Below are 5,543 nucleotides of genomic sequence, written 5' to 3' on the forward strand. Positions count from 1 at the left end.
GCCCGCCTGTCCGAGGTCGGCAACCTCACCCTGGAGGACATCGACCTGGTCACCGACTCGGTGCACTACCACGGCAAGGGCAGCCGCGACCGCCGCGTGCGGTTCGGCCCGAAGACGGCCCGGGCGGTGAGCCGGTATCTGCGGGCCCGCGCCAAGCGCAAGGGCGCCGAGCTGCCGGACCTGTGGCTGGCCGAGCGCGGCGGGCGGCGGCTGGCGCCGAACGGCATCAAGATCATGCTCAAGCGGCGTGGCCTGTCCGCCGGGGTGAAGGGCGTGCATGCGCACCGGTGGCGGCATAACTTCGCCCACGAGTGGAAACGGGCAGGCGGGGACTCCGGTGACCTGATGCTGCTGATGGGCTGGATCTCAGAAGACATGCCCCGCCACTACGGCGCCAGCGCGGCCGCCGAACGCGCCCAGGAAACCCTGTGCCGTTCAGAAAGTCATCGCTGCTGGTCAAGCCACGTATCTGTACTCGTTGACGACACCGCCTAGTACTCGGGTGCGGAGGAGCCGGTGCGCAGTCAGGTCGGTCGAGGGCGCCGGGCGCTCCTGGGCAAGAGGAGGAAGCTGTCCCCGGGCCTGGTGAGGGCGATGACCGTTGTAGTGGACGGCATAGACGTCGAGCACGCCTCGTGCGTGGGCTTCGTTCAGGAGCAGCAGGTGATCGAGGAGCTCGCGCCGCAGTGTCCCGATGACCCTTTCGCAGCGGGCGTTCATCCGCGGTGACCGCGGCGCGGTCTTCAGGGTCTCGATGCCCTCGGACGCGAAGACCGCGTCGAAGGATTCGGTGTACTTGCTGTCCCGGTCGCGGAGCACGAAGCGCAGCGACTCGAAGCGCACACCCAGGTCGGCGGTGAGGTTACGGGCTCGCTGCACCGTCCACTGCGCGGTGGGGTGAGCGGTCACGCCGGCGATGTGCAGGCGGCGCGTGCCGTGCTCGAGGAAGACCAGCGCGTAGACCCGACGGAGATCGACCAGGTCGATGTGCAGGAAGTCGCAGGCGATGATGCCGTCGGCCTGCGCTGTCAGGAACTCGCGCCACGACGGCCCGTTCCTGCGGGGAGCCGGGCCTGCGCCGGCGGCGGTCAGGATCTGCCAGACCGTGGACGCTCCGACCTGATGCCCCAGCCGTGCGAGCTCGCCTTGGATCCTGCGACACCCCCAGCGGGGATTCTCTTCAGCCAGCCGCAACACCAGCTCTTTGATCGCCGGCGCAGTCGGTGGACGTCCGGGCCGGCACCGGCGCTTGCTGTAGTCCCACCGGCGCGCGACGAGCCTTCGATGCCAATCGAGAAGGGTCCCTGGAGTCACCGGAAACACCTCCGCCCAGCGCCGTCGGGGTATCAGCGAGGAGACCGCCGCGAACCACAACCGGTCCGCCGGCTCGTACCGCACCGGGGCCGCGAGTTGCCTACGCAACACCGCGTTCTCGTGCCGCAGGACAAGAATTTCGGCATCCTCGGCCACCCGCCGACGCAGAAGCACAGCTGGGACCGAGAGCAGCTTCCTCGTCACCCGATAGACCAGCGAGACAATCACCCACGGCATCGTCCCAGGCGACCCCGAGCACCACCAGGCCCCCAGCGACCTGCAGCGACGTATTTCTGAAGGGCACACGACTCCGCGTTCGAGGGCGATGCTCACCAGCGTCCGCTCGCCGAGCGCGGCCGTCGTTTTGCCGGTAACCCGGGGGACGGACAGGACCATCCCCTGGGCGTGGGCTTCCCAGGGGGTGGCACGGACAGTCAGCGGAACAGGCGGAAGAACCCGCGCACCTGCTTGACCAGCGACTCCGGCTGCTCCAGCGCGGCGAAGTGGCCGCCATGCGGCAGTTCCTCGAACCAGCGCAGGTCGGTGAACCGCAGCTCGGCCTCCCGCCTCGACGGGCGGGTTATGTCGCGGGGGTAGACCGACAGCCCGGATGGCGCGGTCACCTTGTCCCGGAAGTTGGCGAAGCTCTCCCAGTACAGGCGCGCCGACGACGTGGCCGACGCGGTGAACCAATAGACCGAGATCTCGTCGAGGATCGTCTGCCGCGACAATGCGTCCTCGGGATGGCCGTCGTTGTCCGTCCACGCCCAGAACTTCTCGGCGATCCAGGCGGCCTGCCCCGCCGGGGAGTCGGTGAGGCCGTAGCCGAGTGTCTGCGGCCGGGTCGCCTGGATCGCCGAGTACCCCCGGCCGGTGCGTTGCATCTCCTTCTCGGCCTCGAGATTCGCCAGCTCCGCGGGCGTCGGGTCGTCGAACGTGCCCGCCGCCACGGATCCCAGGTTCAGGTGCACGCCGGCGACCCGCTCGGGCGCCACCTCGCCCAGCACCGCGGACACCGCCGAACCCCAGTCACCGCCCTGCGCGCCGTACCGTTCGTAACCCAGCGAGACCATCAACGTGTCCCAGGCGCGCGCGGTGCGAGTGATGCCCCACCCGGTCGTCGACGGCTTGTCACTCCAGCCGTACCCGGGCAACGACGGCGCGACAACGTGGAACGCGTCCGCCGGGTCACCGCCGTGCGCGCGCGGGTCGGTCAGCGGGCCGAGGACCTCCAGGAACTCGAGCACCGAACCCGGCCACCCGTGCGTGAGCACGAGCGGGAACGCGTCCGGCTCCGGTGAGCGGACGTGCAGGAAGTGGATGCCCAGCCCGTCGATCGTGTCGCGGTACTGCGGGAACACGTTCAGCCGCTCGGCGAACCCGAAGTCGTAGTCCTCGGCCCAGCTGCGGCAAAGCTCCTGCGCATACGCCAGTGGCAAACCCTGTGACCAGTCGTCCACCGGCTCGCGCTCGGGCCACCGTGTCCGTCGCAATCGTTCACGCAGGTCCGCGATCTCGGCTTCGGTGATGCCGACCTCGAATGGTTCGGCGGACATGGCAAGGCTCCTTACTGGTCAAGGCGTTATCGGATCAGAGGCAGGTGGACCGTCATCGCGGGCTCCCACGCGTGGCGTCGGTTTCGGGGCGGCGGTCGGCGGTAGGGCGCCGGGTCAGGCTGAGGACGAGTCCGGCCAGGGGGAGTGCCGCGAGCACGGCGAGGGCCACCGGCCCCGGCACGATGCCGGACAGACCCGCGACAGCGGCCGGACCGATCCCGCCACCCAGGGCGTTCATGAAGTTGAGCAGGCCCTGTGCGGTGTCGCGGTCGTCCGCGGCGACCAGGTCCGGCGCGAGGCTCACCAGTACGGCTTGGGCGCCGGCGAACCCGCACACGGTCAACGCCGTGCCGACGACGATCGGGATCGGTCCGGTGGAGATCGCGACCACGAGCACGCCGACGACGGTGAGTGCCGCAAGCCCGGCCGACACCTGCCAGCTGGTGAACCGGTCGGTCAAGGTGCCGACCAGCCGCCCGGCCAGCACCGAGCAGGCGGCGGCCGGGACCAAGAGCACGCCGGCTTCCAGGGGGCCACCGCCCGTGGCCTGCTCGATCAGGGACGGGGCGCGGAACAACACCCCGTAATAGCCGGCGAAGACGGTCCCGCCGATGAGCCCGGCCGCCAGGAAGCCGCGGGAGGCGATCACCCGCCGAGGCACGAACCCGTCGGGCGTGCTTCGCACGCGCCACCACAGTCCCACGGCGGCGAGCGCCCCGGCGGCAGCCACGACGAGGGTGACCGGAGCGGGCAGGCCGACCGAGTGTGCCTGCAGCAACGTGATCAAGGAGGCGGCGAGTACCGACAGCACGGCCGCGCCGACGATGTCGAGTCGCCCGGTCGAGCCGTTTCGCTCGCCGCTACCGCTCCGCGTCAGCGCGCGCCTACTCGGCAATGCGGCCAGCAGGAGGGGCAGCGCGAGGACCGGGATCGCGAGTACGGCACGCCACCCGAGCCATGCGGTCACCGCCCCGCCCAGCAGTGTCCCGCACCCCGACGCCGTCGCGCTGGCGGCCGCGATGATTCCCAGGGCGCGGATTCGTTGCCGCCCGGGAAGGGCGGTGGCCGCGGCAAAGACGGCGATCACGGTCGCGCCCGCCCCGGCGCCGCCGATCAGTCGGCCGACGATCACGACGGGCAGTGTCGGCCCGGCCCCGGCGAGCACGGAGCCCGCGGCGAGCGCCACGACCCCGGCGACGAGGACCTGGAAGGGGCTCCAGCGGACCAGCAGCCGACCCGCGACCGGCATCGCGAGCGCGGAGGTCAGCGACCACGCGGCGAGAATCCATGCGGTGGCCCCGAACGGCACCGCGAGTGCGCGGCCGATGGCCGGCAGGGCCACCGACGGCGCTCCCAGTGCCACGTACATCGGCAGCACCAGCATCCCCAAAGTCAGCCCCAGCCGACGCCCGTCCGGGGTGTCGGTTCGCTCCGGTGCCGGGGCCCCTCCAGACGGGACCGTCTGCGGCGTCGTCCCCTGCCGAGTATGTTGTGACATGCTAAAGCTCCTTTGGGTGTAACATTACGAGGCAGTGAGGAGACACGTCAAATGCAGGATGCGTATCACATCCCATTGGTGGTCAAGACGGCCGTCGACCTGGCCAACACCTTGAGGCCGATCAAGGGAGAGGACACGCTCGAGACCGTGGAGCAGCTCCGGGACTTCCTCGACGACCATCCCGCGGCTGAGCCTCCGAGTTCGGCCACGAACCAAGGGACCGGTCCGCGGCATCTCACCCGCGCCGACCTGGTGGAAGTCCGCGCGTTGCGCGAGACGGTGCGTGAGGTGCTCGAACGGGCGAACGCGGACGCGGTCGAAGCTGCGGCTCTGATCAACGACGGTCTGCGTCGCAGCCGCGCCACCCCGGTACTGCGCCACGAGGACGACCGCTGGTGGACCGAGGTGACCTCCGACACCGACCGCTGCTCGGCGCACCTTGCCGCGACTACGCTCAGCGCACTGGCCTCCGTGATCGCCACGCTCGGTCCCGCTCGTCTCGGCGTATGTGCCGGGCCGACCTGCCGGGCCACTTTCGTGGACCTCTCGCGCAACGGCTCGAAGCAGTACTGCACCCGAACCTGCGCACACCGGGCCAGCGTCGCGGCCTACCGGAGCCGGCGCAGCCCGCGTTGAGCGCCGGCACCTGACCCTGCCAGGCCGACTCCGGGGTTTCGTCCGAGCCCGCCTTCGACGAACTCGTCCGGGCCTCCGAGGGCGTTCCTCGCGATGCGATCCACATCGCCGCGAAAGCCAATGCAGGCCCGAGACCGCAAGATCTCCGTTCCGATCGTCCAGGACGCGGCGCGAGCCTGGTATCAGTCCGACAAAGCGCGTGCTCTCCGCGCGTATCCCGAGCCGGACCGACTGACGTCTGGGTGATCGACTACGGTGCCTACGCCGATCTGCTCCACACCAACTACGCTCCCCAAGGTCTCCTGCCCTTCAAAAGCGACGACAGCGAGGAGCAACACATCGAGCTCGACGTTTCGGTCCAAGACCTTCGCGCGATTCGACGGGCAATTCTCGACCTCGACGTCCAAGCAACGGCGGATCTCGGGTCTGTCCAATCAACGGCCTTGTCTCACATTCGGTGGTAACGGAGAGTCGTGAGGGTCGTTGACATTCCCGTGAAGAATGTCAACGAGCTCGTGCAGACGGTGTTTTCGGGGCTG

At 69.7% G+C, this 5,543-nt stretch carries 5 protein-coding genes; 2 read left to right on the plus strand and 3 right to left on the minus strand.

What is annotated here, in order from left to right; all coding sequences use genetic code 11:
* A partial coding sequence (locus tag ACFXB5_RS52265) for a tyrosine-type recombinase/integrase (protein WP_385222835.1) occupies positions 1-495 on the plus strand: 495 nt, incomplete at its 5' end.
* On the opposite strand, the gene ACFXB5_RS52270 is transcribed toward ACFXB5_RS52265, so the two are convergent.
* The 3 genes from ACFXB5_RS52270 to ACFXB5_RS52280 form a co-directional block, all read right to left on the minus strand.
* Entirely contained in the window at positions 457-1,542 is a 1,086-nt protein-coding gene (locus ACFXB5_RS52270) for an integrase core domain-containing protein (protein ID WP_385222838.1), read from the minus strand. The two genes, ACFXB5_RS52265 and ACFXB5_RS52270, sit on opposite strands and share 39 nt — an antisense overlap.
* A gap of 206 nt (positions 1,543-1,748) precedes the next feature.
* Positions 1,749-2,870, minus strand: coding sequence for an epoxide hydrolase family protein (locus ACFXB5_RS52275; RefSeq protein ID WP_262705964.1), 1,122 nt, complete (start codon positions 2,868-2,870; stop codon positions 1,749-1,751).
* A gap of 52 nt (positions 2,871-2,922) precedes the next feature.
* Positions 2,923-4,368 (minus strand): MFS transporter, encoded by a 1,446-nt coding sequence (locus tag ACFXB5_RS52280; RefSeq protein WP_385222841.1) that lies wholly within the window; start codon positions 4,366-4,368, stop codon positions 2,923-2,925.
* Between the two features lie 51 nt (positions 4,369-4,419).
* Here ACFXB5_RS52280 and ACFXB5_RS52285 point away from each other — a divergent pair, with 51 nt between their 5' ends.
* Complete coding sequence (locus ACFXB5_RS52285) at positions 4,420-5,004, plus strand: CGNR zinc finger domain-containing protein (RefSeq protein WP_385222843.1); 585 nt, start codon at positions 4,420-4,422, stop codon at positions 5,002-5,004.
* Positions 5,005-5,543: the final 539 nt, after the last annotated feature.

This window comes from Streptomyces sp. NPDC059455, assembly GCF_042750115.1.
Taxonomy (GTDB): domain Bacteria; phylum Actinomycetota; class Actinomycetes; order Streptomycetales; family Streptomycetaceae; genus Streptomyces; species Streptomyces endocoffeicus.

What these genes read in the sequence shown, in the direction of transcription:
- ACFXB5_RS52275 (WP_262705964.1), bottom strand. Translation starts at nt 2,870, where the DNA reads ATGTCCGCCGAACCATTCGAGGTCGGCATCACCGAAGCCGAGATCGCG.
- ACFXB5_RS52280 (WP_385222841.1), bottom strand. Translation starts at nt 4,368, where the DNA reads ATGTCACAACATACTCGGCAGGGGACGACGCCGCAGACGGTCCCGTCT.
- ACFXB5_RS52285 (WP_385222843.1), top strand. Translation starts at nt 4,420, where the DNA reads ATGCAGGATGCGTATCACATCCCATTGGTGGTCAAGACGGCCGTCGAC.